Source organism: Maricurvus nonylphenolicus, assembly GCF_042854845.1.
Taxonomy (GTDB): domain Bacteria; phylum Pseudomonadota; class Gammaproteobacteria; order Pseudomonadales; family Cellvibrionaceae; genus Maricurvus; species Maricurvus nonylphenolicus.
On record NZ_AP031498.1, the window covers coordinates 4263189 to 4289246 of the forward strand.

Sequence of the window (26058 nt, forward strand, 5' to 3'; positions counted from 1 at the left end):
CGTAAGACTGCTCAGTCTTAATACTGCTTATAACAAATGACCGCTCAGTAAAATCAATTGCTTTGAAAATGGTGGGTCGTACTGGATTCGAACCAGTGACCAATTGGTTAAAAGCCAACTGCTCTACCAACTGAGCTAACGACCCAACGGAGGCGCATATAGTAATGATTTAAATTTAAAACACAAGGCCTTTTTTACAACTTTCTTATCGGGCCTTTTCTTACTATAAACAAGGGCTTAGGCCTGATATCGGGTGGGGTCATCCATATTGGCAGCAGCAAAGCCCTGGCGCCGTAATCGACAGCTGTCACACTTGCCGCAGGCCAGGCCTTCATCGGTCGCCTGGTAGCAGGACACGGTCAGGCCATAGTCGACCCCCAGCTTGTCGCCCAGCTGAACGATTTCGGCTTTACTGAGGTCAATCAGCGGCGTTTGGATATTCATTTTCTGGCCTTCAACGCCAGCTTTGGTTGCCAGGTTGGCGAGATTCTCAAAGGCCTCAATAAAGGCCGGGCGGCAATCGGGATAACCGGAGTAATCCACCGCATTGACACCGATAAAGATATCCTGAGCCCCCAGCACCTCAGCCCACCCCAGAGCGATGGACAGAAATACGGTATTACGGGCCGGTACATAGGTAACCGGGATGCCACCGGTTTCTTCCTCCGGCACATCGATATCATCGTCAGTTAGAGCCGATCCCCCAATGGTGCGCAGATCCAAGTTCACCACCTTGTGCTCCGTAGCCCCCAGCTCTTTGGCGGTGCGCTCAGCAGCAATCAACTCGGCGCGGTGACGCTGCCCATAGTCGAAGCTCAGGGTGTAACAGTCATAACCCAGACTCTTGGCAATGGCCAGGACAGTGGTGGAATCCAAACCACCAGACACCAAAATAACGGCTTTTGGTTGACTCATAAACTCTTTACCTAATTTTCTTTATTGGTCTGCCAGCTTGCTCTTTTCAGACAACGCCCTTTGCTGGGCGGCCTGCCACTCCTCACCCAAGCCTTCGTGCTGGAAGAACAGCGGGTTTAGACGCCCTGAATGACGCAGCTTTCGCAGGGCCTCGCGATAAATAGCAGCCAGCTCCGGATTACTGACCTGATGAGAGATAAACAAATCCCCCTGGGTTTGCCCAATAAACAGAAGCGGGCTGACTTCATCGATATCTAACCCCATTTTATCCAGGGTATAGAAAAGGGACTGATCAGTGCTGACCATGGCATCCAGACGGCCAGTGATTAACATGGCTATCCCCTGACGCATCCGATTGACCGGAATTTTGGTAAACCCCATATAGTCATCGAACTGCCTGCCGTAACGGGAGCCGCGAATATAACCTACCAACCTGCCGTCCAACGCCTGCAGATTGTCCACCGGCTTCATGCCCTTGCGGCCGATCATCATGATATGGGTATCTACCACCTTGCCCAGGGACTCACCCAGCAGGTCTGATTCAGGGCCAACAAACATCACCGCCATATCGGCCTGCCCATTACCCAGCGAGTGCTTTACCCTTGGATAGGGCTGCAGACGGTTAGTGAATGGTAACCCCGCTTCCCGTCCCAACAGGTTAACAAAGCGCACCAACAACCCGTCGGGAAGACCTCGATCATTGAAATAGCCCCAAGGTTCAACCGTTGTGGTTACAAAACGAACCACCTGCTGATCATTGGCAAAGCTGGCCATGGTCAACACAAGGCCGCCAATAAATGCCCCAAGGAAGCGGAAATATCTACTCATAACGCAAGAAAAGCATTAATCCTGCGATGAATCAATATCCCGGTTGATCTCCCCAGAGTAGTTTGTGCAACTGTAACTGGAAACGCACCGCTAAATTGTCCTCGACTATCCAGTCGGCCAGATCTCGAGCTTCGATTTGGCCAAAACTGGGGGAAAACCACACGTTCTCGACCCGCTCCAGAAGCCTTAATTCTTCCACTTTCAGACGTGCCCATTCGTAATCATCCCTATTACAAATAACAAACTTAATCTGATCCTGGGGCTGTAACAGGGGAATGTTATCCCACAGGTTACGCCCCACCTCTCCTGAGGCTGGCGTTTTGATATCCACAACCCGGCTCACACGAGCATCCACCTGCTCGATCGGCATGGCACCACTGGTTTCCAGCGACACCTCGTAACCGGCATCACATAAGGCTTCCAGCAGCAGCAGGCAATTGGGCTGCGCTAGCGGCTCTCCACCGGTAACGCAGATATGACGGGGCTTGTAGCCAGTAACCGTATCTAAAATCTGCTCCAGGCTCTGCTTTTCGCCACCAAAGAAGGCGTACTCGGAATCACAGTATTGGCAACGCAGGGGACAACCGGTAAGGCGCACGAATACCGTCGCCAGGCCAGCTGTGGCAGCTTCGCCCTGGAGAGAGTAGAAGATTTCAGTGATGCGCAGGGAGGTATCGCCCATGGCTTTGGCCCAGATAATACAAAGGGGGCGAATTCTACAGGGAAGATAACCACTAGGCCAGTTCACCAGCCAAGGCAAAAACGCCGAAGTATGACTTTAAGCTTGTGGTCCCTTCTTGCCTTCCAGAACCTTCGGAGGCAAGACGCCGACGCAGAGCGGGCATGGATGCCGCATAGCGTGTTCTGGAAGGTAAGAAGGGATCATAAGCGCCCCGATCTAATAAAAGTAAATACTAACCAGATCGAGGAACTAAAGGGTTTAAGGCAAATTACGAGCTAGATAGTCCTTAGCCAAACGCGCCGCATTAGCACTGCTACCCGCTACCTCGGTTAGCAGAGCTTTGGCTTTCGCGGCATCTCCCAGCTTGTGGTAGACAGTACCCAGCTTAAACTTGGCATCGGCAGCCTTGTCATGCTCTGGGGTTGCATCCAGCAAGCGGGTAAACCACTGACGGGCTTGCTCCAAGTCACCTTCCAACAAATAGATTTCCGCCAACCAGTACTGGCAGTTAGGCGCATAACGCCCTTGCGGGAAATCAGTCAGATAGGCACTAAACTGGGCTTTGGCACCCTCGTAGTCTTTCTTCTTTAACGACTGAAACGCTGCCCGGTAAGCCTGCAATTCACCACCAGCTGCAGAACCGGTCTTGGCTGCACCATTGCTGGTTGATTCTGGCTGAGTGGGAGCCGGTGCTACACCGCCTTTGCTCAGCGCACTGATGCGACGATCCAGATCGACGTAATCATCCAAGCGCTGCTGCTTTAAACGCTTCAGCTCGTAGGCCTGCTCTTCCACCAAACCTCGAAGCTCCTGAACTTCTACTTGCAGCTGCTGCAAACGGAAGAACATTTCAGCCTGGGGATTTTGTGCACCCGCTACAGCCGCTTGCGGCGTAGGAGTTGCAGGAACAGGAGTAACCGATGACGGCATACGCGGCGTGGATTCAACCACATCCACTTGCGCCTGCACGGAAATACTAGACAGGATAAAAGCCGCAGCGCTGAGCCCTGCGGCGAAGGTTAGACCTTTCTTCATAATAATTGAGCTATGTTAGCGAAGGCTTACTTAAGCTCAACACGGCGGTTAGCCGAGTAGGAAGACTCGTTGGAACCCAGGCTGGCTGGACGCTCTTCACCGTAAGAAATTACTTCCAGGTCAGAACCGCTTACACCTTGCAGTACCAGGAAGTCGCGAACAGCGTTAGCACGACGCTCACCCAGTGCCATGTTGTACTCACGAGTACCACGCTCATCGGCATGACCTTCCAGACGGATGCTGCGAGGAGCCGCTTTCAGCTGCTCGGCGTGGCCCAGCAGTGCAGTGCGAGATTCTGGCTTCAGTACGGCCTGATCAAAATCGAAGTAAAACACAGTCTCCAGTGCAACTACTGGCTCTTGTGTAGCAGATACATCCTGCTGGGTAGTGGTGCCAGTGTTTACACCCTGGTCAGCAGCGGCGGTAGAGGCATTTTCGTCAGTGGTTGAAGTGCTGGAACAGCCAGCCAATACAGCCATAACACATGCCAGACCCAAACCCTGTTTAAATGCTTTGTGAAGCATATTTCACTCCTAGATTTTGTTTTTAAATGTAAATTCTTTAATCAAATCTGTACAACAATTGGCACTAACTTTAGACACTACAATATGCGTACAAGATCATTAGTACAACTCTGGGTACTTCTTCTAAGTTAAAAATAGGGAGACCACGCAGGTTCCCTTACATCACCCCGCTTGGACGGCAGGCGGAATTTAACCCCTGCATCCAACGAAACTGCTGCCAAAATCCCTTTGCCCCTGAATTTTGTCGCGTACATCAACATCGCACCATTGGGTGCCAATGAAGGCGACTCATCCAGTCGTGTTTCGGTCAGAATACGAATATCACCTGTTAACGTATCCTGAGTCGCGATATGAAACACACCATTATGACGATGAACCATGACTAAATGTTTACCGTCTGGCGACATTCTTGCCCTGGCATTGTAATCGCCCTCAAAGGTTAAGCGCTCTAACCGCTTGCTGGCAAGTGTTACTTGATAAATTTGGGGCTTTCCGCCGCGATTTGACGTAAAAATGATGCCTTTTCCGTCTGTGGTCCAACTTGGTTCGGTATCAATCGCGTAGTGATTAGTGATTCGGGTAAATTTTCTCGTGCTCAAATCCAGCGTATAAATTTCCGGGTTGCCGTCTTTGGATAACACCATGGCCATTTTTTGACCATCTGGCGACCAGGCCGGTGCACCGTTCAAACCTTTAAAGTTTGTCAGCTGTTCGCGTGCGCCCGAACGCAGATTCTGTTTAAAAATAGCCGCCCTGCCGGTTTCGAAAGACACATAGGCGACCTGCTTACCATCCGGGGACCAAGCTGGAGACAGAATTGGCTGGCGGGATTCCACCAACAAATACTCGCGAGCACCATCGGCATCGGCCTGCATCAAACGGAAGCTATCCTTGCCGCGCGCTTCGACATAAATAATTTTGGTAGCAAAGGCACCACGAATACCGGTGATCGCCTCGTAAACTTCATCGCTGACATAGTGGGCGATATCACGCAGGTTTTCTGGGCCACCATCCACGGTTTGGCGCAGGATCTTTTGCTGCGACAAGATATCGTAGAGTTCGAAGACCAATTCATAGCGACCATCGGCGCGGGTGCTCATGCTGCCGGTTACCAGGAATTCAGACCCCAGAATACGCCAGTCGCGATAGTAAACATCTCGCTCCTGACTCGGATGTGACAACATATCCTGGCGCGGGATCGGACTAAACTGACCACTGCGCGCCAGGTTGGCCTCCACAATACTGCTGATATCCTCACTCAGCGCCCCCTGCCCTTGCCAAGCCATCGGCGCAATGGCTATAGGTGTTGGGTTATCCACACCCTGGGTAATTTCGATGGTGAGCTCAGCGCGGGCACTGGTTGCCATAAGCACCAAAGCAGCACACAACAAACCTGAACAACATTTGGAAAGCATCTGTGCAATCACAGTCGTAAGTCCTTAGGATTAAATTTAATTGTCAGCTGGCGGAAGTATGCCTCAAACACGGCGGGCTCTACCTGCTGTAATTCACTAAAGCGTCCGGCTTTTTTCACTGCTTGCTCAGCAGATCGATCAAACGCCGCGTTGCCACTACTTTTAACAATGGAAACATTAACCACTTCACCGGTGGGTACCAGCTGTAAACGTAATTCACATACCATGCCACGGCGAGCTGATGCCGGGCGACTCCAGTTGCGCTCAATGCGATCAACAATGAGTGCTACATAACTTTGTGCTACCGCCTCATCCTGCTCTTCGGCCAGCAGAGCTTCTTCTTCTGCCAGGGCATCAGCAAATTCCTGCTGCTGGCGTTCTTGCTCTTGGCGTTCCAGCTCCTGTTGACGCTGTTGTTCGGCTAAACGTTCCTTCTCCAGCCGCTCCTTTTCCTTACGCGCCTTTTCTTTACGTGCTTTGTCTTCTGCCTCGCGCTTGGCCTTTAACTGCTGTTGGCGTTTTTTCTCAGCGGCACGCTTTTGCTGTTCCTGCTGACGGCGCTTGGCAGCCACATCAATCTTGCGGGGCTTTTTCTTCGGTGCGGCTTTTTTAACGGTTTTCGGTTTTAACTCAACCAGCTTGGCTTCCACATAGCGTGGTTTATACACCTTCTCGGATGTTGAGCTTGCACTCCACCCCCAGGTGACAGCAACCAGCAACAGCAGGTGCATCACAACACTGATGATTAATGGAAGTCGGTAGGAGCTGCTCATGGATTATCGTGCCCTAACCTAGCCACGTGGTGGCTCGGTAACCAATCCCACCGAAGGTGCACCGGCATTTTGCAGTTCGGTCATCAGCTTTACGACGATGCCGTAATTAACCTGGTGATCGCCCCATACCAATACTGGCGTATTGGGTTTCTGCCGCAAGACCTTGGATACGGTCTCTTTAATTTGCGCCAGCGGTTTGGCCACTTTTTGGTCCTTGCCCAGATTCAGGTAGTAGCTGCCATCAGGTTTGACCGAGACGATCAGGGGCTCATCCTGTTTTTCATCCAAGGGCGCTGACGGCGCCTGAGGTAAGTCCACTTTTACGCCCTGCATTAACAGAGGCGCAGTGACCATAAACACCACCAGCAAAACCAACATCACGTCGATATAGGGAACGACGTTGATCTCGGCCATGGGTTTTTTCTTGATTTTACGCCGGAACATATCCGCCTCCCTTTCCTATCCTGACCTTGTTTATTTGGCGTGCACCTGACGGTGCAGGATGGAGGAAAACTCTTCAGCAAACGTTTCGTAGCTGTTGCCCAGGGTTTCCGCTTGGGCGGAGAAACGGTTGTAGGCCAATACGGCAGGAATGGCGGCAAACAGCCCCATGGCAGTTGCTACCAGCGCTTCGGAAATACCCGGTGCAACCGTCGCCAGGGTGGCCTGATGTACATTGGCCAAGCCACGGAAGGAATTCATAATGCCCCATACGGTACCAAACAGACCAACATAAGGACTCACAGAGGCAACACTGGCCAGGAAGGGCAGGTTCTGCTCCAGCTTTTCTTCCTCGCGGGCCAGAGCCACACGCATGGCACGCTGGGTACCTTCCATTACGGCATCGGGATCAGCTCCAACTTGCTGTCGCAGGCGGGTGAATTCTTTAAAACCAGCACGGAAAATACTTTCCACCCCATCAATGGGCTTGCTTGAGGCGCGCGAACTGCCATCACGAAATAACTGGTTCAGATCGATACCGGACCAAAACTGATTTTCGAAGTCGAGCAACAGCTGCCTGGCTCGGCGCTGATAACTGCCGCGCTGCAGAATCATGACCCAGGAGATCAATGAAGCCAAAAACAGCATTAACATTACCGCCTGTACCAGCAGGCTGGCATTGGCAATCAAACTCCAAATGGAAAGGGTTTCGTTGTGCCCCATGGCTTTGTTGTCCTTATTCTTTGGATCTGTTCTTTAGTTGAATCGCTTAGCTCAATATTCAATCGCTGATTACCAGCGGTTGTACCGCATTGCGCATATTATCCGGAATTGCGGTGGGCTTCATAGTGTCCTGAGTCACGCAAGCAACTTTAATATCGGCCTCACACATCAGGGTATCATCCCGCCATACCTGCTGGCGAAATATCAAGAAGCTGCGTTTGAGCAGAATAACCTGTGCAGACACCTGAAGTTCATCATCTAACTGGGCCGGGCGCTTGTACTGGGCATTCACCGAATGCACCACCAGCAGTTTACCGTCATCGAGAATCGCCGGCTTATCAAAGCCCAGCTCCCGCATATATTCCGTTCGTGCCCGCTCCATAAACTTTAAATAGTTCACATAGTAGACAATACCGCCAGCGTCGGTATCTTCGATATAGACGCGCAACGGCAGCTTAAATTCCCGCATGGTGACAATTTTTCCAAGTATTATTCCGGATATTGTAAAAGAAAGTGTAAACAGATTCTGTGACTTGGCGATGACGCCAAGCCTGACCGGGTACAGTTTATTATTGTTAGTCGTCTTGCTGAAGGTGTTTAGGCAAAGGTAAGCCCATATGATCGTAAGCCAACTGGGTCACCATACGACCACGAGGAGTACGCATTAGATAGCCCTGTTGAATCAGATAAGGCTCCAACACATCCTCGATGGTATCACGCTCTTCACTGATCGCCGCCGCCAGGCTTTCCACCCCGACAGGGCCTCCACCAAACTTCTCAATCATAGCCAGCAGTAAACGCCGGTCCATATGGTCAAAGCCGCTGTGATCGACATTGAGCATATTCAAGGCAAGATCCGCCATCTCGCGGGTGACATTGCCATCGCCTTTTACTTCAGCGTAGTCGCGCACCCGGCGTAACAAACGGTTGGCAATTCGTGGCGTGCCACGGGAACGGCGTGCAACTTCGAATGCGCCCTCCTCATCCATGGGTACGCCCATCAAGCGGGCCGAGCGGGCGACAATCGAGGTAAGGTCCTCAACGTTGTAAAACTCCAAGCGCTGCACAATACCAAAGCGATCACGCAATGGTGATGTCAGCAGACCGGCACGGGTCGTTGCCCCCACCAGTGTAAAGGGCGGCAGATCCAATTTAATCGAACGCGCCGCCGGGCCTTCACCAATCATAATATCCAGCTGAAAGTCTTCCATGGCTGGATACAGCACTTCTTCCACGTTGGGACTAAGACGGTGAATCTCATCGATAAACAGTACATCACCGGGTTCAAGATTGGTCATCAGAGCCGCCAGATCACCGGCTTTTTCCAACACGGGTCCAGAGGTGCTTTTTAAATCCACCCCCATTTCACTGGCGATAATATTGGCTAAGGTGGTTTTACCCAGCCCAGGCGGGCCAAAGACCAGGGTGTGATCCAGCGCCTCGTTACGCCCCTTGGCCGCACCGATAAAGATTTCCATCTGCTCGCGCACTACCGGCTGGCCCACATAATCGGCCAGGGACTTAGGGCGTACCGCGCGATCCTGGGCTTCTTCACCGGTTTTTGGTGTCGCTGAGATCTCTCTTTGCTCTTGTTTAAAAGATGGATCTTCCGCAAATACGCCGGGGGCGAATTGATCTTTTTCAATCATGGAAAACGTTCCCAAAAACTATCCTGTTAAGCAGGCGCAAGGCTACGCAACGCCAAACGAATCAGATCTTCACTGGTGGCTGCACTGCCATCCTTCTGCGCGGCATTAACCAGCTTGCTGGCCTCGGTAGGTTTGTAACCCAGGGCCACCAGAGCACTCTCAGCTTCGGCGGCCATATCACTGGCAGAGACATTGGCCATGCCCTGACTTGCAGCTTCCATCGCAGCCAGGGGTGAAGCACCCAGTTGCCAATCTTTCAGGCGATCTCGCATCTCCACCACCAGCCGCTCGGCGGTTTTCTTACCCACGCCGGGCACCTTCACCAGTGCGGCAGTATTGTTATCCATAAAGCAACGCACCAGCTCATCGGCATCCATCCCCGACAGAATGCCCAACGCCATCTTCGGACCAACGCCGCTGACTTTGATCAGGGTGCGGAACAGCTCACGATCCTTTTTGCTGTAGAAACCGTAAAGGGTTTGGGCATTTTCACTGACGGCAAAGTGGGTCAACAGGGTGACCTTTTCACCCAGCGCAGGCAGCTGGAATACCGTGGTCATGGGTACCAGGACTTCGTAGCCCACGCCCTGAACATCAATCAAGACCTGGGGTGGTTGTTTTTCGATCAAAGTGCCCTGCAGGCGTCCAATCATGGGAAGCTCACTTTATTATCAGACAAGTTTTACTGACATCATTTGCTGTCATAGTAATGGGGCCTAGCATGCCATTTAACTGGCTTTTTATCCAGTACTCCGTTGCATGCCGGGCATTAGCTATACTGATGAGTAATCCAGACAAAGGAGCTTGCAGATTGTGGCCCCGCTTCCAATACAGGAAAGACACATACTCAAAGTGGCTTTTGGGGTGGCCGCAGGCATTTTCGCGTTCCTGTTTACCGGGCTGTCTTGCGCCCAGGCTGAGATTATCCGTCTGGGAACCCTCAATACCGTGGAACGCTTCTTTGAGGAACAACCCAGTGCCGTAGGGGAAGTGGTACGCGTAGCATTGGCTCGGGAAGGCCATGAATTAGAGCTCCTTTATCTGCCACGTATGAGATCCTTGTCCCAAGCCAACCGGGGTGTACTCGACGGTGATTTGGCTCGCACTATTGATGTTTCATCACTGGCAGAGAATTTGGTTAAGGTTCCCACGCCTTTATGCCATACCAGCTACTACCTCTATGCCCCGGTTCACAGCACCACCACTAACCACTGGGCAGACTTTCAGAATCCCAAACCGGTTATGCTGTCAGATATGTTAGTGGCTACCGAGCTTTGGCCAGAAAGCCTGCTGTCTTTCGAGCCCCTTAAACTACCGGACACGTCACAAGCCCTGCGGGCTATCGAAAAAGGCCAAGCCAATATCTTGCTGCTACCAGAAGGTATTTTGGAAATACTGACCAGTAATAAACCAACGATTCAGTTTATTAAACTACACCCGGTGATTGCTCACAGGGATGCGTTTTTGTGGTTGCATAAACGCCACGCGGTCCTGGCCGAAAAGCTCGGTCAGCATATCCAGAATATTAAACAGTCACTGTTTGATAGCGGTAGAGTCACAGACGTGCACTTTACCTGTGGTACGCTGATGACGCTGGCAAAAAGTATGCCCCAATAAGGTAGTTACAATTCAGGAATGACTCTGGAAAGAAACTCCAATACCAGCTGCTGATTTTCCTTGTCATTAAACGTAGCGATATGTGGCCCATCAAACCGCAACTTTGATTTTGGGTTATTTGCAGCAGCAAATAATGTTTCCACATGGTGGTAAGGAATCACCCTATCCTGAGTGCCGTGAATTAACAAAAGCGGCACCGGACTAATATTACCCACGACATCCAGCAAGTCATAATCACCCGGCATGACCAAAGACACAGGATACTGCAAAGACCAGGTTAGCCAGTGTGAGGCTGCTGCTTCCCTGGCGATTGCACGATAACCAGTAAAACCTGAATCGAGAATAACCGCATCTAAATACTCTCGCCATGGTGCCGAAGACAGGTTCGTTGAGCGGCCAATCACATAGCCCCCCATAGCCGCACCAAGGCTCTGGCCCAACACAATTTTAGGTTTACCTTGGGTTTCGGGAGCCTCCACTAACCAGGTCAGGCCAGCTTCAATATCTGAAAAGACTTCTGGTAACGAAGGACTTCCTGCAGAATGTCCATAACCACGATAATCAAGCAACAGGACCTGATACCCCTGCGCAGGCAACCAGCTTACACTGTGAATATGCGTGCTAATATTCTCGGCGTTACCATGCAAAAAAAGCACACTGCCTTTTACCTCTCTCTGGGCAGGTAACCACCAGGCACTCAACCTGGTGCCATCCGCCGCGCTCAAGGTGATATCCTGATACTCAAGATTTAAGTCGGCAGGCGTTTGCCGCCACTGCTTTGATGGATAAAATAAAAGGTTATTACAACCACTCAAACAGCCCACAAACACTAGAGCCAAAATAACCCGTAATAGCAGCGCTGATGCGCGGATCTTTTTCATACCTATCATGCAAAGTTAAATCACATAGCCGTTAAAACACATCCCAGTTAATACACATCCCAGTTAATAATAGTAACGATAAGACACTCCCGCTTCGTTAACACCTGTCGAATCATTAAGCGTACGCTTAAAGTGTATACGAAGGGCAGAATTCTCTGCTAATACGTAATTGTATTGGGCCTGAAAGGTACTTCTGTCTGCTCCATCCGCGAAATCCAAATACTCAGCCTGAATCATCAGATTACCGCTCGCTTGTTGCCAAAAAGCGCCTGCCAGAAAACCTGCTGCAATATCCAGGTTTTGCTCAAACCCCGGATTGTATTCCAGTCGCCCTTTCAATAAGGCAAATAGACGCCCGCCCATCAACGTTTCACGGGTCCAACCTGCGCCGCCATTCACCTGGGCAACCAACTCATCTTTCCCTTCAGTCCACTGTCGCTCCCAGCCGGCATTCACTTGCCAGGATAAAGGTTTAAAAAACGCCGTGCGAGCTGATAACGAGGTAATCTCCAGTAGATCGAAACGTTGTAACTGCGGGGATTCGCCCTCTTTTAAACGCACCACCAAGCGCCCCATATTGAGGGAAGTATCTTTTGGATAGCCAGCAATGTTATCCAACAAATCGTGATAGGCAATACGCCCTTCGAGGTCAACAAACCCTGCATTCTTGCCGCGCCCTACCCCTTCCTCAAAACCTGTAACCAGCCCGACCAAACCTGTTTTGTGGCCAGTTTCTGGTGGTAGCAGTTTAGCTCTCGATAAGGAAGCTTCCTCCGTTTCCACCACGGCGGCATCTGAACGCTGATTCAGCGCCTTTAACAGCTGAAAACGTCGTTTAGCAACCGTACTATCGCGAGCCTCGTGATTATTTTCATCACGTAATAAGCTATAAGCAACGTCAATGATGTTCCGCTGAATATCCGCCGCAACAGATGCAAATTCACGGGAGGACAAAACGTTGATATCGCCAGCCAATTGCAATGCCATTTGCTGTTGCTGCGACGACAGCTGATTGATCTTGTCAGTCAGTTTAGTTCGGTTTGACGGACGATAGATTACATCTGCAATCATCCCCGCTTGATCGGCAGCCCGAATGGTATCTATCGGTATAGCCACTAACGGGAATTGTGCCGCCAAGCGGTGCCCAGGCCTTGCAACATCCAGCAGTTCCATTAACCGAAATGAGCAGTTCTCATCAAAGAAAAAATATTGGAAGTTAATCTTATCCAATTCCCAAATATGGGCCAGCATACGATCGATTTCGCTATCGTTAAGATTGAGCTGGTACTCCCATAAATCACGGTTATCCATGCGAGAGTATTCTTTAACTTTTTCGTAATAAGGCTGGGCAGAGAAGAGTCCAGGATAGCCCCCTACCAAGCCCCGGTAGGCGTAGAGCATACCGTTATCATTTTCACCGGTGATGGCGCCAAAATTGAGTGCGTAGGACAATAACGGCGCGCCTTGATCAATCCCCTCTGGATCGAATCGTAAAAACGTATGCCCGTACATGGATGAAGGGCTATTGAGGTAACTGGAGGCAAACACCAACACGACACGCTGTGTCTTCAGCTTGCCTCGCCATTCTTGATAAGCCTGGCACTTAACCTCTGGCAGGTTTGTGGTGAGCTCGGGTATCTGCTCTAGCAACCACTGCCTTCTTGCCACGAACTGACATTGTGATACCTGAGGCGTGACATAAAATGCCTGCAGTGTTGCCTGCAACTCCGCTAATGCATCATGTTTGCCATCAGCACTCAGGAAGAAGCGAACATCATCCACATAACTCTGTCCGCGTGCGCCACTTTGGGATTGTTTGTAATGCAACAGATTCAACCATTGTGGGTCGCGAGCCAACTGTTGCAATTTGTGCTGACTTACTGAGGAAAAACTATCGGCCTGCGCGTTGCCCGGCAGACTATAAACCAAGCTACTTAAGCATCCCCAAAGACAGACCAAGCTAGATAACCAGTGCCTGCTTAAAGAGAGTCGAGGATAAAACATAAAGATCAATATAAGACCAAAAAATAGAGCTTACCGGAAGTAAGCCTGGAAGGTATGAGCGCCCGCTTCTCAGGCGCTCAAATGAAACACTACAAGGCAATGAGTTAAAGTACTGCTTAGCTGAAGAACTCCTTAACTAAAGTACTTCGCCATATCCTTATCTTGTTTCATAACAGTCCACATCGCCTCGAGGACTTCTTCGGTAGTCACACTTTCAGAAGGGAAAATAGTGGCAAAATTCTCGTGCATTACCGCTTTGAAAGTAGCGCGATCTTTTGGCGCAATGCCCAGAGATACAGCAACAGCGGTAATGACTTCACCATCACCTCGCGCTACATCTTCACTGAACTCATCCATGATGGCACTGACATTTACCATCTCCTTACCGCCATATTGAATGGTGCCGGAAGACGAACAACCGTTGGTACCAGAGGTTACACCAAAGGTGTTGTTGCCGGAGGTACCATTGGTCGTGATACCCAGGATATGCGGTGCTTTACCTGATTGACCTTCAAACAACATATTGCCCCAGCCACAACCGTTACCGCCAGCGGCGTCAGCCAGGGTGGTTGCAGATACACTTGCCAATACTAAACCGATTAGAGTCCGTTTCATGATTAATCCTCTTGGATGTGGTTTTTTAAAACAAAGTACAAACCACGTAACAGGCAAGTCCACGGAAAGCTTCCTGCTGTTATCGCGGTGACTGATCACCGAGATTAGCACACCGATTTCAGTTTACAAATATATTTCAGGCAAGTTGAGACGCAGTCATAGGTTTGGCACTTAATACAACACACAACTGACGTGCTACAGACGGAGAAGAGAAAAACAAAGAAGAGTAAAATAAAAAAGCCACGACTGAGCGTGGCTTAATTTTTTTTGAGCGGAAAGTGTGAGCTTACTTGGTTAGGTATTTAATACCATCTTCCAAGCCCTGCAAGGTCAGCGGATACATATGTTTATCCACCAACTCATGGGTCATCTCAATAGTCTTGGTATAATTCCAGTACTTCTCGGGCGTGGGGTTTAACCAGATTACCTTTTCAAAGGTTTCGGTCATACGCTGCATCCACTTGTAGCCCGGTTCTTCGTTCATATGCTCAACACTGCCGTACTGACTGGAAATCTCATAGGGTGCCATGGAGGCATCACCGATAAAGATCACCTTGTAGTCTTTGGCGTAGGTGTGCAGCACATCGAACAGACTGGTGGTCTCACTATTTCGACGACGGTTGTCCTTCCACACTTTTTCATAAATGAAGTTATGGAAGTAGAAGTATTCCATGTGTTTGAACTCGGTCTTACAGGCCGAGAACAATTCTTCACAGACACGTACGTACGGGTCCATGGAACCGCCCACATCAAAGAACAGCAGTACTTTTACCGCGTTGTGGCGCTCGGGCACCATTTTAATATCGAGGAAGCCGGCATTGCCCGCCGTCGACTTGATGGTGTCATCCAGATCCAGCTCTTCAGCTGCACCGGTACGGGCGAACTTACGCAGTTTACGCAGGGCCACTTTAATATTACGGGTGCCCAGTTCGATGGAATCGTCGAGGTTTTTAAACTCTCGCTTATCCCACACCTTCACAGCCGATTTATTGCGGCCTTCGCCACCCACACGGATACCTTCCGGGTTGTAACCGCTGTTACCAAAGGGTGAAGTACCGCCGGTACCGATCCAGCGGTTACCACCTTCGTGACGTTTTTCCTGTTCTTCGAGACGCTTTTTAAATTCTTCGATAAGCTTTTCCAAACCGCCGAGGGACTCGATCTTGGCTTTCTCTTCTTCGGAAAGCTGCTTAAGGAACTCAGACTTGATCCAATCGTCGGGGATCAGGGCATCGACGATGTCCTCAATCCCTTCGAGATCTTTGAAGTAGGCACCGAAAGCACGATCGAACTTATCGAAGTATTTTTCGTCCTTCACCATGCAGGTACGAGATAACATGTAAAAGTCATCGATATTGCCAAATGCCAAGTGCTTTTCCATGGCTTCCAGCAAAACCAATAATTCTTTTACCGTGACTGGTACACCAAAGCGGCGCAAGCCATAAAAGAAGTTTACTAACATCGTCCTTCCTCTGAATCTGTCTCTCGTTACCTGTTACCTTTTACCTGTTAACCAGGCTCAAAACTTACGCGTTCTGACGACGGGTCATAAAGGCCAGTCGCTCTAACAGGTGAACATCCTGCTCGTTTTTCAGCAGTGCGCCGTACAGTGGCGGAATCGCTTGACGGGCATCTTTGTTCTTCAGCACTTCGTCAGGGATATCATCAGCCAGCAGCAGCTTCAGCCAATCAACCAGCTCAGAGGTGGATGGCTTTTTCTTCAGACCAGGTACCTGACGTACGTCGAAGAAGATATCCAGGGCATCTTTCACCAGATCAGCTTTGATAGTTGGGAAGTGAACATCCAGGATCTTGGTCATGGTGTCACGCTCCGGGAAGCTGATAAAGTGGAAGAAGCAGCGACGCAGGAAAGCATCTGGCAGTTCTTTTTCGTTGTTACTGGTGATGATCACGATGGGGCGATGTTTGGCCTTAATCGTCTCACCAGTTTCGTAAACGAAGAACTCCATTTTATCGATTTCTACCAACAAGTCGTTGGGGAATTCGATATCGGCTTTATCGATTTCGTCAATCAGCAGTACCACCTGCTCATCGCTATCGAAGGCTTCCCACAGCTTACCTTTCTTGATGTAGTTGCCAATATCGTGAACCTTATCGTTACCCAGCTGAGAGTCACGCAGACGGGATACCGCATCGTATTCGTACAAACCCTGCTGGGCTTTGGTAGTGGACTTAATGTGCCACTGGATCAGACGCATACCCATAGAGGATGCAACCTGCTCGGCCAGCATGGTTTTACCTGTGCCTGGCTCACCTTTAACCAGCAGTGGGCGTTGCAGTGCAACCGCGGCGTTTACCGCCATGCTCAGGTCGTCTGTAGCAACGTAATTCTCGGTACCTTCAAACTTCATTTAAACAAATCCTCGTCGGTTAACAGGCGGATTCTACCATATTCAGCCTACTTACTGGCGGTACAGCCAAAGACTCTTCAGTCTGTGCCACCTACTTGGTCAAATATGACACTCTTTTAAGATCTACCTAACAATTAGGAGTTTCCAGGGCGAAAACGCCGGCGAAACTCACGTGGACTCACTTCGGTCAGGGATTTAAAGACCTGTGAGAAAAAACCAAAGTCCCGATAGCCCACATCCAAACTGATCGTCTTGATGCTGTTATCGGAATTAATTAACTGGTGCTTGGCCGCTTCCACCCGCAAACGCTGCAAATAGCGGGTGGGTTTCTCGCCGGTGGCCTTTTGGAAACGGCGGATAAAGGTGCGACTGCTCATGCCCAGGTCATCGGCCAGCTGATTAAACTCCACCTTGTCGTGGTAGTTGCTGTCGAGCCAGTCCTGGGCCTTGTGAACGGAGCTGTCACGGTGCTGACGCAAGCCTGCGATATTAAACAGGGTCAGGTCGTAAGTGCGCCGGGTATCGTGGGTAATATCCTTGGCCATCTCGGTAGCCATTTCCTCACCGGCAAAGCGCTGTACCAAATGCATCGCCAAATCCATCGCCGCATTACCGGCGTTGGAGGTCAGCAGGTTGGCATCTTCCACCAGGGCCTGGTTATCCTGCCACTCCACTTTGGGGAAACGTTTGGCCAAGTCTTTCATATGGCGCCAGTAACTGGTGGCCTTGCGCCCGTCGAGTAACCCCGCCTGTGCCGCCCAAAACGCACCGGAGCTTACCCCCGCAATAAGGGCGCCATTGGCGTACTGGTCCTGCAGCCAGGGGGTAATCTTGGCACAGCTTTCGGCCATTGATTCCACATCGCCCCAGAAGTGGCACAGGTAGATAACGTCGTAACGCTCTTTGACGGCTTCAATATGCACATCGCCGTAGATTTTACGGCCACTGAAAGATTGCACCGGGCCAGGTAAAGGCGTCACCAGATCACAGCGAAACAACTGGCTTTCACGGCGCATATTCACGCTCTGCAAAATATCGAGCAACATATCTGGCATCGACATCCAGATACCATCCGACAGAAGGATTCCTACCCGTATTCCATGATCCGACATAACGCGTACCTCATAGCGAGCGACAACCGGGCTTTATATAGGGCTCATGACCACCTTAAAGCCCTCGGTCATTTATGGCACTTTGACCAAGATACCTGTCATTCTACTCAAGCCCGCTCGATATGCCTTGGCAAAGTCGTCCTTATTTACTAGCAATTTCGCTCACTTACGCCCCATTCCTTGACCAAAGACGCCAAACTGCTCAATTTTCATTCTAAAAAAGGGACGCTTATAGGCAAACATGTTAAATTGCACAGGTGTACTATTAACAAATCGGGTATGTCATAATCCCGAATAGAGGCTATACCTTCACTACAACTAAATAGCCCATCAGAGCGAAATACATACATCACTTTAATGGCGACTTCCGAAAGGAGAGAGACAATGAACAGTGCCGCCGAAGCATCTGCAATTGAAGAAACCACCAGCCGCACCCAACAGGTGTTTGCTAAACAACGCCAGGCCTCGCGTACTCACGCTTACCCAAGCCTGGAAACCCGCCTGTCCAATCTGGATAAGCTGGAAAAAGTACTGTTAGATAACCAGGACGCCATTGCCGATGCCATCTGTAAGGATTTCGGTAACCGCTCCAGCCTGGAAACCCGTATGCTGGAAATCTTCGGCCTGATCGGCGGCATCCAGTACACCCGCAAGCGCATGAAGAAGTGGATGAAGCCACAGAAGCGTCATGTGGGTATGGCTTACTTCGGCGCCAAGAACACGGTTCTGCCACAACCTAAGGGCGTGATCGGTGTTGTTACCCCATGGAACTACCCGCTGTTCCTGGCCCTGAGCCCAACCATCAGCGCAATCTCTGCCGGTAACCGCGTGATGATCAAAATGGCGGCCAACTCGCAGAATCTGTGTAAGCTGCTGGATCAACTGATCAGCCCAGTATTCGACGAAGAATACCTGGCGGTAATCCCTGGTGTATCTGCAGGCGAATTCACCAACCTGCCTTGGGATCACCTGGTATTCACCGGCTCTCCTGCCACCGGCAAGATCGTGATGGAAACTGCGGCGAAAAACCTGACTCCGGTTACGCTGGAGCTGGGTGGTAAGTCACCAACCATTATTGCTGAAGACTACGATCTGAAGACCGCTGCTGAGCGCCTGCTGTTTGGTAAGTTCCTCAACGCTGGTCAAACTTGTGTTGCTCCAGACTACCTGTTCGTACCGCGCGCCAAGGTTGATGCCTTTGTTGAAATCGCCAAAGAGATTGTTTCCAGCCGTTACCCAACTGCAGAAACCAGCGACTTCACTTCCATTATCGATGGTAAAGCTTTCGAACGTCTGACCATGACCCTGAAAGATGCGACCGATAAAGGCGCTAAGGCCGTCAACCTGCTGGGTACTGGCGAGCCTAACCCTGAGACTCGCAAGATCCCGCCACACGTGGTGGTTGATGCCAACGAAGATATGCTAATTCTGCAGGACGAGATCTTCGGTCCGCTGTTGCCGATCAAGCCATACGATTCTATGGACGAAGTGATCGAGTACATCAACAACAACGAACGCCCGCTGGCTCTGTACCTGTACAGTAACGACAAAGCGACTCAGGAGAAGGTGACTTACAACACCATCTCCGGCGGTATGTGCATCAACGAAAGTATGTTCCATGTTGCTCAGCACGATATGCCATTCGGTGGTATCGGCAACAGTGGTATGGGTCACTACCACGGTAAGGAAGGTTTCATCGAGTTTTCGAAACTGCGTCCTATCTTCAAGCAAGGCCCGATTGGCCCTGCCGCGTTTATGGCGCCGCCTTACGGCCCGAAAGTAGAGAAAATGGTCAATATGATGATCAAGTGGAAATTGTAAGCCCGTACTAAGTACTAGCTACAATAAAGGGTAAAGGGCCGGTTTTTCCGGCCCTTTTTTATTTCTGGGGTCTTTAGGTTAGTGCCGTGACCCCGGTTTACCCAAGGGCGGGTGGTACCTATTCCCGGCTGCAAGACTTGCCTTGGGGCGCTCGCACTGCGGAACTCGCTAAAAAACGCTCAGACAGTCCTCGTCGACACTCCCGCCCCAAGGCAAGTCTTAAACGCAACCTGATTGGTCATAGGCACCACCCGCCCTTGGGTAAACCTACCTCCTATAAAATAAAGAAAGTTCAGTAGTAGCACCTTGTGAGGAGGCGGTCGGTGGCGCTGCTCGTAGCAATCAGCCCATCGTTTAAGCGGCAGGCAAAAGTCAGGGTAGTCGCGGAGGTTGTTTGACCGCCAGGGAGTTTACGGAGCGCTGGCTTTTGCCTGCCGCTTATGGGCGCGAAGAGCAGCTCCACCGACTGCCTCCGGGTTTATATCACCAAACTTTATTCCTCTACACGATGTAACAACTCATTCGAAGAAATACCCTGCGATATCTCTCCAACTTCAATTGAACGAACTAGCTGCTGAAGCTTTTTATTCACAGGACAAGCAATCCCCAAACGCTCCCCCTCTTCAACAATCGCCCCGTTCAGAAAATCAATCTCGGTCTTACGCCCCTCGGATAAATCCACCCACATAGAAGACCGCGCCTCGGGATCTATTGCCAACATCTGATTGGCCACTCGGGTAAATACCCAATCTGGCGACGACATTAACGGCGGCAACAACGAAGGCGGCAAACGGGTTAGCTTTAACAATTTGATTTGTTTGGCTTTAGCCACCTTCATTAATTCCCTCATGGCCGCCGCCAATACCCGCCGATAACCACGCTGGGCGAGTTGTTCTTTTAAGGGAATACCGGATATCGCATTGATGGCGTTATTCAGGTTCAGATGTAACTTGGCCCAGAGCATTGCCTCTATATCGTGATGAAGAGTGAACGTCAGTAGCTCGCTGGACAGTGTCTCTAAAGGCGCCGTTTCGGGTAAGGCAGGTAGATCTATGCCCCCTTCTGTCGCCAGGTGTAAGTGGCCTGGTTTAAGTTCTGCCACATTGGCAGAAAGTACGCCTCGTATGACTTGATTGCAGGGAAATGCCGCTTGGACCTGAGATTCTGCCCCCAAACCATTCTGCAGACAGATAATGATGGTATTGGGCCCTACCAATGGAGCCATATTCTCTAAAGCTGCCGCCAGGGCGGTGCACTTAACCGTCAACCAAAGTACCTCGGCCGACTCACCTCCGGCTTGGGGATCAATAAAGTGCAAAATCTCAAGCTTCTGCCGGTGTTGTGCGTAATCCGTGATGAGCAGGCCTTGATCCAGCTTTTCGCGGGTAGCCGGTCGCACTACCCAACCTACCTCCTGCCCTTGTGCCATCAGGGCTCCACCCAGATAACCACCTATAAGACCAGCGCCAAATACCACATGTGCTGTCATACTCTCTCCTACCTTTATCTATGCTATCTATAATTGTTTTTTCTCCATCATAGGTGAGTGCGCTGAAAAAGATTGTCAACAAAGCAACATTGCAGCATTTTCACTTTCCCTTTAGGGGGACTTTGCTATGATTGCGCACCATCTGTAAGCCCTGTTTTTTGGTCACTTTATGCTTGATGCAAACGCCTTATCCCAGCTATCCCAACTGAAACAAGACATCCGCGCCGACAAGAACTTTGCCGAAGGCAATGTACGCGGCACCATGGGCCGCTTTGGCTTTGTGGTGATGGACGATGGCCGTGAGGCCTTTCTCCCCCCCGATGAGATGAGCCGGGTATTCCCAGGCGATCGGGTAGAGATCAGTTACGAGGAAGACGATAAGGGCAAGCTAACCGCTACCCTGGAAAAGCTGATTAACAGCGAGACCAAGGATCTGATAGGCCAATATGTTGTACGTGGTAAAGGCCACTTTATCGCCACCGATATGCCGCAGCTAAATCGCTGGATCTTCCTACCGCCTAAAGCCCGCGGTAACGCCAAGGCCGATGATTACCTGCACTGCCGTATTTCCCGTCACCCATTTGAGGACGGCAAAGGCCAGGCCAAGCTGGTGAAGGTATTGGGTCAGGCCGATACTGTGGGTATTGAGCATCAGGTCACGGTATTGAAGCATCAGCTGGAAAACAGTTGGAGTGATAAGCAGGAGCAGCAAACCAAGGCCCTGCTGGAAGAGACTCTGGCCACCGAAGGTCGTCGTGATGCGACTGATATTCCATTTGTGACCATCGACTCTGCCACCACCAAAGATATGGACGATGGCCTGTTTATCACCGCTACCGATAGCGGCTGGACCTTGCAGGTGGCTATTGCCGATCCAAGTAGTGGCATCAACCTTGATAGTGCCTTGGGTAAAGCAGCCCTGTCTCGCGGTAATACGGCTTACCTGCCAGGCGGTGCGGTAACCATGCTACCGGATACCCTGTCGAACACTACCTACTCACTGGTTGAAGGTGAAACCCGTCCGGCCTGGTTATTTGATATCCAGATTAATAAAGACGGTACAGTGGCCCAGTTTGATTACGAGCCGGCCATTATTCAGTCTCGCCACAAGCTGACTTATACACAGGTCGCTGAATTCCTGGAGCAGGATAATAAAGAGGCGGTACCTGCGGATTGTCAGGAATTGCTGTCAACTCTGACCGCCTGCGCCGAAGCTCGTACCGAGTTTCGTCGTAACAATATGTTGCTGATGGAAGAGCGTGACGATTACGAACTAAAACTGAACGATAAAAAGCATATCGATCACATCGAACGTCAGCAACGTAATAAAGCTCAGCAGGTAGTTGAAGAAGCCATGTTGGTGACTAACGCTTGTGCCGGGGAGACGTTTGCCAAGCATCCAAATACCGGTATTTTCTCTGCACACCAGGGTTTCCGTGAAGAAAAACACGAGGACATTAAAAAGGTTCTGCAGGAAGATTTCCCTGAGCTGGCGGAAATTGATTTCACCAGTGCTGAGGGTTACAAGCAACTGATCAACACCATGCACAGTAATCCAGAAGCGGCAAAACAGTTAAGTGCTTTCCGCTTGATGCTGCGCCCAGGAGAGTTAACACTGGATGCCCGCCCACATATGGGTCTGGGTATGGAATATTATGCGACTGTTACGTCCCCGATTCGTCGCTATAACGATTTCTACAATCATATTGCTCTGGCAGCAATTCGCGATGAGAAGAAACTCAACGCACCTTCTGAGGAAGATCTGCAAAACCTGCAAGCTCAGATCGGTAAAACCCGTCAGTCTGCGCGTGATTTGGAAAACTGGTTAATCCGTTTATATATGGAACCTAAAGTGGGCGAGAGCTTTGAGGGCCGTATTATTCGCGTTAATAACCAGGGCGTAACGGTTAAATTGCTGGATAGCGGCATTACCGGTTTTGTAAAAGTTGGCAGTAAAGAAGACAGTTACAAGTTTGATGCATTGCGTATGACGCTTGGCAACGATGACAATAAGTACGAGCTGGATCAGGATGTGAGCGTTAAATTATCTAACGTGAATCATGATCGTAAGCAGATTAATTTTGAGTTTGTTTAATAATCAGAGGCCACGCTCTTAATTCAGAACGTGGCGATTGCGATACCGCCTTCCCTTCCAGAACACGCTTTGCGCCATCCATGGCCGCTCTGCGTCGGCGTCCTGCCTCCGAAGGGTCTGGAAGGGAAGGCGGTATCACAATCTTCAGTCAACCACCTGCACAACTTTCTATATTTGTTTCAAATTAAGTTTTAGAAACCTCTTCCCGGACTCCATATAATTTCTCCAACAACCACTGATGCGCCGGCGTCGAAGCGTGACGAGGGTGCCAAATAATATCAACCTTAAAAGCCCCCAACTCCATTGGCAGCGGCAAAACCTTCACCGGCAACAACTGACAAAAATCATCGGCGAAGCGCTCAGGTAACACTAACGCCAAATCTGTTTCCGCAACCACCATCGCCGCCGTGGTGTAGTTAGGAATTACTGAAACAATTTTGCGCTGATGTCCCTGTTCCTGTAGCCAGCGATCGACCATACCTCGGCGTTCGTTACTCGATACCCAGACATGCCCCACGTCCAGATATTGTTTAAGGCTGATGCGCTTGTTGATCTGTGGATGATCTTTCCGCACCAGACAACACAGATGCTCTTCCAACCACAGCTGGTGTTGCAGTCGAGGGCTGACATCAAAAAAGCGGCCCATGGCGAAATCGAATTCTCCAGATTCCAGTGCCGCCTCAGGGTTTTCCGGGCCGAAGTTTTTGATCTGTACTTCAACCCCTGGAGCTTCCCGTTCGAGTAGTTTGAGTAAGCGTGGCAGCAGTAGCAAGGCGACATAATCCGTCGCGGCAATGACAAACCGCTGCTGGCTAATGGCGGGATCAAAACTGGCCGGTTTGATCAGGCATTGGTCCAGCTCACTCAGCGCGCGCTGTACCGGGGTGATTAACTCCAGGGCCCTGGGGGTAGGTTCCATGCCCTTGCGGGTACGCACCAGTAGAGGATCATCCAGCATCTGCCGCAGACGATTGAGGGCGTTACTGACCGCTGGTTGGGTCAATGACAAGGTCTCCGCAGCCCGCGAGACACTGCGTTCGCGCATTACGGCATCGAAGATAACCAGCAGGTTGAGGTCGAAATTTCTAATATTCACAACTTGAATACATTTATCACAAATATAAATTATCAATATACAACTATAGCGAGGAAAATACAGCTACTGGCTTAGAACTATGCCCCCGAACTATGGCCTGCTATTAGACAGGAATACCGCTACTGGGTAGGAATAACTATGAACCCGTTTACCTTTACCACCACCAAATCGATTATTAATGAATCCGGCGCGCTGCAGCGTATTGGCGAGATCTGCCGTAATCAGCACATCACCCGTCCACTGATTGTTACCGACCCAGGTATTGTCAGTATTGGCCTGCTCGATAAGCTCGAAGCCGCTCTGAAAGCCGCGGATATGCCCTACTGCAGCTTTACCAAGATTGTTGCTGATCCCCCAGAATCCATCGTCCTGGCGGCGCTGGAGCAAGCTAAAACCGAGCAGGTAGATGGCATTATTGGTTTTGGTGGTGGCAGCTCTATGGATACCGCCAAGCTGGTAGCCCTGATGGCCAAGTCCGGTGAAACTCTGGCAGAGATTTACGGTGTTGAGCAGGCCAAAGGCCAGCGTCTACCGCTGATTCAGATTCCGACCACCGCGGGTACTGGTTCTGAAGTGACTGCAGTAGCCATTGTGACGACGGGCGAGACCACCAAAACAGGTGTTGTTGCCCCACAATTGCTGCCAGATGTTGCCCTATTGGATGCAGAGCTGACCTTGGGTCTGCCACCGCATATCACCGCCGCTACCGGTATTGATGCGATGGTTCACGCCATTGAGGCTTACACCAGCGCCCACAAGAAAAACACCTACTCCGATATGTTGGCTAGAGAAGCCTTGAAACTGATGGCCGACAATATCGAGGAAGCTACACATAACGGCAGCAATCTCGATGCTCGCCAAGCGATGCTGTTAGGCGCCTGTCTGGCCGGCCAGGCCTTCGCCAATGCGCCTGTTGCCGCAGTACATGCGTTGGCCTATCCATTAGGTGGTCATTACCATATTCCACACGGGTTAAGTAACTCGCTGGTACTGCCACACGTATTACGCTTTAACGCTGATGCGGCCAGCGATCTTTACGCAGAACTGGCCGACGTGGTTCTGGCAGACAAAGCGACAGGCTCTTCTGCAGAGAAAACCCAGCAATTGATCGATTACCTTGAGCAACTTATTGCCAAACTGGAAATTCCCAACCGCTTACGCGATATGGAAGTGCCTGAAAGCGATCTTCCCATGCTGGCCAAGGACACCTTCGAATTACAGCAACGCCTGCTGATTAACAATCCGCGTGAAGTTACTGAAGCGGACGCCCTGGCGATTTACCAAGCTGCCTATTAATTTTTTATTCGAGAAGTAATTATGTCTGACTTACCGACACGCGAAAGTTATCGCTGGTTTATGCCCATCACCACCCGCTGGATGGATAACGATATTTACGGCCATGTAAATAACGTTCACTACTATTCCTACTTTGACACGGTAGCGAATACCTACTTGATTCAAGAAGCGGGGCTCGATATTCATGGTGGCGATATTATTGGCTATATTGTTAACTCTCAGTGCGATTATAAAAAAGCGATTGCCTTCCCAGAGAAAATAGAAGGCGGTTTTCGTGTAAACCGCCTGGGTAACAGCTCGGTGGAATACGGTATTGCTATATTTAAAGAAGGCGAAAGCGATTGCTGTGCTTTTGGTACCTTTACCCATGTATTTGTTGATCGCGAGAACGAAAGGCCAGTGCCAATTCCTGAGCAGATGCGTGCTGCGTTGGAATCCATGTTGATTGACTAATTTATACAACTTTTTACGAATTGCGCATTACTTATTAACGCCATCCCCGCGAAAGCGGGGATCCAGGGATACGAAGTACATTAACCGCAAACGGCACTCACCCTGATCAACAAGAAATAGATAGATCCGATTTGAGTGCCATAAATACTGGATTCCCGCTTTCGCGGGAAGGGCCTGCCCCATGAACGCAGTGAATGCATTGGGCATGGCGCTGTAGATAGA

The 26058-nt window shown here is 50.4% G+C and carries 25 protein-coding genes and 1 tRNA gene; 5 read left to right on the forward strand and 21 right to left on the reverse strand.

What is annotated here, in order from left to right:
* Positions 1 to 69: 69 nt before the first annotated feature.
* The 13 genes from ACGHZ6_RS18530 to ruvA form a co-directional block, all read right to left on the reverse strand.
* Positions 70 to 145 (reverse strand) — tRNA-Lys (locus tag ACGHZ6_RS18530).
* Positions 146 to 237: 92 nt separating this feature from the next.
* A complete protein-coding gene (gene queC, locus ACGHZ6_RS18535) occupies positions 238 to 915 on the reverse strand; it encodes a 7-cyano-7-deazaguanine synthase QueC (RefSeq protein ID WP_390615510.1) in 678 nt (225 codons plus the stop codon).
* A 21-nt stretch (positions 916 to 936) separates the two neighbouring features.
* Positions 937 to 1743, reverse strand: coding sequence for a substrate-binding periplasmic protein (locus ACGHZ6_RS18540; RefSeq protein ID WP_390615511.1), 807 nt, complete (start codon positions 1741 to 1743; stop codon positions 937 to 939).
* Positions 1744 to 1774: 31 nt separating this feature from the next.
* A complete protein-coding gene (queE, locus tag ACGHZ6_RS18545; RefSeq protein WP_390615512.1) occupies positions 1775 to 2425 on the reverse strand; it encodes a 7-carboxy-7-deazaguanine synthase QueE in 651 nt (216 codons plus the stop codon).
* A gap of 258 nt (positions 2426 to 2683) precedes the next feature.
* Positions 2684 to 3460: a tol-pal system protein YbgF gene (gene ybgF, locus ACGHZ6_RS18550; RefSeq protein WP_390615514.1), complete on the reverse strand. Its 777-nt coding sequence runs from the start codon at positions 3458 to 3460 to the stop codon at positions 2684 to 2686.
* Positions 3461 to 3486: 26 nt separating this feature from the next.
* On the reverse strand, positions 3487 to 3984 hold the full coding sequence (pal, locus tag ACGHZ6_RS18555) for a peptidoglycan-associated lipoprotein Pal (RefSeq protein ID WP_390615516.1): 498 nt from the start codon (positions 3982 to 3984) through the stop codon (positions 3487 to 3489).
* 128 nt (positions 3985 to 4112) lie between these two features.
* Positions 4113 to 5399: a Tol-Pal system beta propeller repeat protein TolB gene (tolB, locus tag ACGHZ6_RS18560; protein WP_390619187.1), complete on the reverse strand. Its 1287-nt coding sequence runs from the start codon at positions 5397 to 5399 to the stop codon at positions 4113 to 4115.
* 8 nt (positions 5400 to 5407) lie between these two features.
* Positions 5408 to 6172 carry a cell envelope integrity protein TolA gene (gene tolA / locus ACGHZ6_RS18565; RefSeq protein ID WP_390615517.1) on the reverse strand — a complete coding sequence of 255 codons (765 nt, stop codon included), beginning with the start codon at positions 6170 to 6172 and terminating at the stop codon, positions 5408 to 5410.
* A gap of 18 nt (positions 6173 to 6190) precedes the next feature.
* Positions 6191 to 6616: a protein TolR gene (gene tolR, locus ACGHZ6_RS18570; protein ID WP_390615518.1), complete on the reverse strand. Its 426-nt coding sequence runs from the start codon at positions 6614 to 6616 to the stop codon at positions 6191 to 6193.
* Between the two features lie 30 nt (positions 6617 to 6646).
* The gene (gene tolQ / locus ACGHZ6_RS18575) at positions 6647 to 7336 is read right to left on the reverse strand and encodes a protein TolQ (RefSeq protein ID WP_390615519.1); all 690 of its coding nucleotides are present in this window, start codon (positions 7334 to 7336) and stop codon (positions 6647 to 6649) included.
* A gap of 58 nt (positions 7337 to 7394) precedes the next feature.
* Positions 7395 to 7805: a tol-pal system-associated acyl-CoA thioesterase gene (gene ybgC / locus ACGHZ6_RS18580; RefSeq protein WP_390615520.1), complete on the reverse strand. Its 411-nt coding sequence runs from the start codon at positions 7803 to 7805 to the stop codon at positions 7395 to 7397.
* A 106-nt stretch (positions 7806 to 7911) separates the two neighbouring features.
* Positions 7912 to 8985, reverse strand: a complete 1074-nt coding sequence (gene ruvB, locus ACGHZ6_RS18585) for a Holliday junction branch migration DNA helicase RuvB (protein WP_390615521.1) — start codon at positions 8983 to 8985, stop codon at positions 7912 to 7914.
* 26 nt (positions 8986 to 9011) lie between these two features.
* Positions 9012 to 9638: a Holliday junction branch migration protein RuvA gene (ruvA, locus tag ACGHZ6_RS18590; protein WP_390615522.1), complete on the reverse strand. Its 627-nt coding sequence runs from the start codon at positions 9636 to 9638 to the stop codon at positions 9012 to 9014.
* Between the two features lie 160 nt (positions 9639 to 9798).
* On the opposite strand from ruvA, the gene ACGHZ6_RS18595 reads away from it, so the two are divergent.
* A complete protein-coding gene (locus ACGHZ6_RS18595) occupies positions 9799 to 10602 on the forward strand; it encodes a hypothetical protein (RefSeq protein WP_390615523.1) in 804 nt (267 codons plus the stop codon).
* Between the two features lie 5 nt (positions 10603 to 10607).
* Here the strand turns inward: ACGHZ6_RS18595 and ACGHZ6_RS18600 are convergent, their stop codons facing one another.
* The 6 genes from ACGHZ6_RS18600 to ACGHZ6_RS18625 all read right to left on the reverse strand — a co-directional run bounded on the left by ACGHZ6_RS18600 (position 10608) and on the right by ACGHZ6_RS18625 (position 17586).
* Positions 10608 to 11483: an alpha/beta hydrolase gene (locus tag ACGHZ6_RS18600; RefSeq protein ID WP_390615524.1), complete on the reverse strand. Its 876-nt coding sequence runs from the start codon at positions 11481 to 11483 to the stop codon at positions 10608 to 10610.
* A 63-nt stretch (positions 11484 to 11546) separates the two neighbouring features.
* Complete coding sequence (locus tag ACGHZ6_RS18605; protein WP_390615525.1) at positions 11547 to 13412, reverse strand: DUF4105 domain-containing protein; 1866 nt, start codon at positions 13410 to 13412, stop codon at positions 11547 to 11549.
* Positions 13413 to 13619: 207 nt separating this feature from the next.
* The gene (locus ACGHZ6_RS18610; protein ID WP_390615526.1) at positions 13620 to 14102 is read right to left on the reverse strand and encodes a DUF3015 domain-containing protein; all 483 of its coding nucleotides are present in this window, start codon (positions 14100 to 14102) and stop codon (positions 13620 to 13622) included.
* 286 nt (positions 14103 to 14388) lie between these two features.
* Positions 14389 to 15564, reverse strand: a complete 1176-nt coding sequence (locus tag ACGHZ6_RS18615; RefSeq protein WP_390615527.1) for a VWA domain-containing protein — start codon at positions 15562 to 15564, stop codon at positions 14389 to 14391.
* A gap of 64 nt (positions 15565 to 15628) precedes the next feature.
* Positions 15629 to 16474, reverse strand: coding sequence for an AAA family ATPase (locus ACGHZ6_RS18620; RefSeq protein WP_390615528.1), 846 nt, complete (start codon positions 16472 to 16474; stop codon positions 15629 to 15631).
* Positions 16475 to 16608: 134 nt separating this feature from the next.
* Entirely contained in the window at positions 16609 to 17586 is a 978-nt protein-coding gene (locus tag ACGHZ6_RS18625) for a GlxA family transcriptional regulator (RefSeq protein WP_390615529.1), read from the reverse strand.
* A 384-nt stretch (positions 17587 to 17970) separates the two neighbouring features.
* Here ACGHZ6_RS18625 and ACGHZ6_RS18630 point away from each other — a divergent pair, with 384 nt between their 5' ends.
* Positions 17971 to 19407, forward strand: coding sequence for a coniferyl aldehyde dehydrogenase (locus tag ACGHZ6_RS18630; RefSeq protein ID WP_390615530.1), 1437 nt, complete (start codon positions 17971 to 17973; stop codon positions 19405 to 19407).
* Positions 19408 to 19900: 493 nt separating this feature from the next.
* On the opposite strand, the gene ACGHZ6_RS18635 is transcribed toward ACGHZ6_RS18630, so the two are convergent.
* The gene (locus ACGHZ6_RS18635; protein ID WP_390615531.1) at positions 19901 to 20896 is read right to left on the reverse strand and encodes a 2-dehydropantoate 2-reductase; all 996 of its coding nucleotides are present in this window, start codon (positions 20894 to 20896) and stop codon (positions 19901 to 19903) included.
* A 169-nt stretch (positions 20897 to 21065) separates the two neighbouring features.
* On the opposite strand from ACGHZ6_RS18635, the gene ACGHZ6_RS18640 reads away from it, so the two are divergent.
* Positions 21066 to 22991, forward strand: coding sequence for a VacB/RNase II family 3'-5' exoribonuclease (locus ACGHZ6_RS18640; protein ID WP_390615532.1), 1926 nt, complete (start codon positions 21066 to 21068; stop codon positions 22989 to 22991).
* A gap of 184 nt (positions 22992 to 23175) precedes the next feature.
* Here ACGHZ6_RS18640 and ACGHZ6_RS18645 read toward each other — a convergent pair whose 3' ends face one another.
* Positions 23176 to 24087 (reverse strand): LysR family transcriptional regulator, encoded by a 912-nt coding sequence (locus ACGHZ6_RS18645; RefSeq protein ID WP_390615533.1) that lies wholly within the window; start codon positions 24085 to 24087, stop codon positions 23176 to 23178.
* Between the two features lie 138 nt (positions 24088 to 24225).
* On the opposite strand from ACGHZ6_RS18645, the gene ACGHZ6_RS18650 reads away from it, so the two are divergent.
* Complete coding sequence (locus ACGHZ6_RS18650; protein ID WP_390615534.1) at positions 24226 to 25383, forward strand: iron-containing alcohol dehydrogenase; 1158 nt, start codon at positions 24226 to 24228, stop codon at positions 25381 to 25383.
* Between the two features lie 21 nt (positions 25384 to 25404).
* On the forward strand, positions 25405 to 25836 hold the full coding sequence (locus ACGHZ6_RS18655) for an acyl-CoA thioesterase (RefSeq protein ID WP_390615535.1): 432 nt from the start codon (positions 25405 to 25407) through the stop codon (positions 25834 to 25836).
* Positions 25837 to 26058 lie beyond the last annotated feature (222 nt).

Excerpts from the sequence above, each read along its gene's own strand:
- ACGHZ6_RS18640 (WP_390615532.1), top strand. The coding sequence starts at position 21,066 with ATGCTTGATGCAAACGCCTTATCCCAGCTATCCCAACTGAAACAAGAC.
- ACGHZ6_RS18655 (WP_390615535.1), top strand. The coding sequence starts at position 25,405 with ATGTCTGACTTACCGACACGCGAAAGTTATCGCTGGTTTATGCCCATC.
- ACGHZ6_RS18615 (WP_390615527.1), bottom strand. The coding sequence starts at position 15,564 with ATGTTAGTAAACTTCTTTTATGGCTTGCGCCGCTTTGGTGTACCAGTC.
- queE (WP_390615512.1), bottom strand. The coding sequence starts at position 2,425 with ATGGGCGATACCTCCCTGCGCATCACTGAAATCTTCTACTCTCTCCAG.
- ACGHZ6_RS18625 (WP_390615529.1), bottom strand. The coding sequence starts at position 17,586 with ATGTCGGATCATGGAATACGGGTAGGAATCCTTCTGTCGGATGGTATC.
- ACGHZ6_RS18600 (WP_390615524.1), bottom strand. The coding sequence starts at position 11,483 with ATGAAAAAGATCCGCGCATCAGCGCTGCTATTACGGGTTATTTTGGCT.
- ACGHZ6_RS18620 (WP_390615528.1), bottom strand. The coding sequence starts at position 16,474 with ATGAAGTTTGAAGGTACCGAGAATTACGTTGCTACAGACGACCTGAGC.
- tolA (WP_390615517.1), bottom strand. The coding sequence starts at position 6,172 with ATGAGCAGCTCCTACCGACTTCCATTAATCATCAGTGTTGTGATGCAC.
- ACGHZ6_RS18540 (WP_390615511.1), bottom strand. The coding sequence starts at position 1,743 with ATGAGTAGATATTTCCGCTTCCTTGGGGCATTTATTGGCGGCCTTGTG.
- ybgF (WP_390615514.1), bottom strand. The coding sequence starts at position 3,460 with ATGAAGAAAGGTCTAACCTTCGCCGCAGGGCTCAGCGCTGCGGCTTTT.
- ACGHZ6_RS18650 (WP_390615534.1), top strand. The coding sequence starts at position 24,226 with ATGAACCCGTTTACCTTTACCACCACCAAATCGATTATTAATGAATCC.
- pal (WP_390615516.1), bottom strand. The coding sequence starts at position 3,984 with ATGCTTCACAAAGCATTTAAACAGGGTTTGGGTCTGGCATGTGTTATG.
- tolQ (WP_390615519.1), bottom strand. The coding sequence starts at position 7,336 with ATGGGGCACAACGAAACCCTTTCCATTTGGAGTTTGATTGCCAATGCC.
- ybgC (WP_390615520.1), bottom strand. The coding sequence starts at position 7,805 with ATGCGGGAATTTAAGCTGCCGTTGCGCGTCTATATCGAAGATACCGAC.
- ACGHZ6_RS18635 (WP_390615531.1), bottom strand. The coding sequence starts at position 20,896 with ATGACAGCACATGTGGTATTTGGCGCTGGTCTTATAGGTGGTTATCTG.
- ACGHZ6_RS18630 (WP_390615530.1), top strand. The coding sequence starts at position 17,971 with ATGAACAGTGCCGCCGAAGCATCTGCAATTGAAGAAACCACCAGCCGC.
- ruvA (WP_390615522.1), bottom strand. The coding sequence starts at position 9,638 with ATGATTGGACGCCTGCAGGGCACTTTGATCGAAAAACAACCACCCCAG.
- ACGHZ6_RS18610 (WP_390615526.1), bottom strand. The coding sequence starts at position 14,102 with ATGAAACGGACTCTAATCGGTTTAGTATTGGCAAGTGTATCTGCAACC.
- ruvB (WP_390615521.1), bottom strand. The coding sequence starts at position 8,985 with ATGATTGAAAAAGATCAATTCGCCCCCGGCGTATTTGCGGAAGATCCA.
- tolB (WP_390619187.1), bottom strand. The coding sequence starts at position 5,399 with ATGCTTTCCAAATGTTGTTCAGGTTTGTTGTGTGCTGCTTTGGTGCTT.
- tolR (WP_390615518.1), bottom strand. The coding sequence starts at position 6,616 with ATGTTCCGGCGTAAAATCAAGAAAAAACCCATGGCCGAGATCAACGTC.
- queC (WP_390615510.1), bottom strand. The coding sequence starts at position 915 with ATGAGTCAACCAAAAGCCGTTATTTTGGTGTCTGGTGGTTTGGATTCC.